At 74.1% G+C, this 1,223-nt stretch carries 1 protein-coding gene; it reads right to left on the bottom strand.

From position 1 onward, the window contains the following. Window positions 1-91 precede the first annotated feature (91 nt). A complete protein-coding gene (gene selD / locus AB0N29_RS20910) occupies window positions 92-1,105 on the bottom strand; it encodes a selenide, water dikinase SelD (RefSeq protein WP_364870194.1) in 1,014 nt (337 codons plus the stop codon). Window positions 1,106-1,223: the final 118 nt, after the last annotated feature.

Raw genomic sequence — 1,223 nt, 5'->3', positions numbered from 1 at the left:
GGCTCCACACCTACAATCACCACCGCGGTCACACCGCACTCGGCGGCAAGTCACCAGCCGACCTCGTGCCCAACCTGTGTGGACAGAACAGCTAGCGGACCTGCACGGTCACGCCGTCGCGCGCCGGGAGCAGCTCACCGATCACGGGGTGGCCGGGCAGCTCACCGGCGACCAGCAGGCCGCCCGAGGTCTGGGCGTCGGCGAGGAGGACCAGCTCGTCCTCGTCGACCCCGGCCTCGAGGAACGGGCGCACCCAGTCCAGGTTGCGGCGGCTGCCGCCCGGGACGAACCCGTCGCGCAGCGCCTCGCGCGCCCCCTCGACGTACGGCACCGCGGCCGCGTCGACCACGGCCGTGACACCGCTGGCCCGGGCCATCTTGTGCAGGTGGCCGAGCAGGCCGAACCCGGTGACGTCGGTGGCGGCGGTCAGCCCGGCCGCGACCGCCGCGCGGGAGGCGTCGCGGTTGAGCGTGGTCATCACCGCGATCGCCTGCTCGAAGACCTCCCCGGTCGCCTTGTGCCGGTTGTTGAGCACGCCGAGGCCGATCGGCTTGGTCAGCGTGAGGGGCACGCCGGCGCGCGCGGCGTCGTTGCGCAGCAGCTTGTCGGGGTGGGCCAGGCCGGTGACGGCGAGGCCGTACTTCGGCTCGGGGTCGTCGATGCTGTGCCCGCCCGCGAGGTGCGCACCGGCGGTCAGGCAGACGTCCGCGCCGCCCCGGAGCACCTCGGCCGCCACCTCGAACGGGATCCGGTCCCGCGGCCAGGCCAGCAGGTTGAGCGCCACCAGCGGCTCGCCGCCCATCGCGTAGACGTCGGAGAGCGCGTTGGTCGCCGCGATCCGGCCGAAGTCGTAGGCGTCGTCGACGACCGGCGTGAAGAAGTCGGTCGTCGCGATCACGGCCCGGTCGGCGTCGATGCGGACCGCCGCCGCGTCGTCGCCGTGGTCGAGGCCGACGAGCAGGTCACCGGAGGCGTCCTGGGCCAGCCGGCCCCCGGGCAGGTCGCCCAGCACCCGCTCCAGCTCCCCCGGCGGCACCTTGCACGCGCACCCCCCGCCGGACGCGAACTGGGTGAGGCGGAGACCGGTCGGCGCCGACGTCGTCATGGCTCCGAACCTAGTCCGCGGGTGGGGGTGGCGGGGCGCCGCACTCGGTGAGCTCGAGATGTTCGACGGTCCCCTTGTCCACGAAGGCGCGGACTGCTGCCACGTCGGCGATGTGGTC

The sequence above is a fragment of the Nocardioides sp. NPDC092400 genome (assembly GCF_040684155.1).
Lineage (GTDB): Bacteria > Actinomycetota > Actinomycetes > Propionibacteriales > Nocardioidaceae > Nocardioides.
This window is presented reverse-complemented; position numbering and strand designations above follow the sequence as displayed.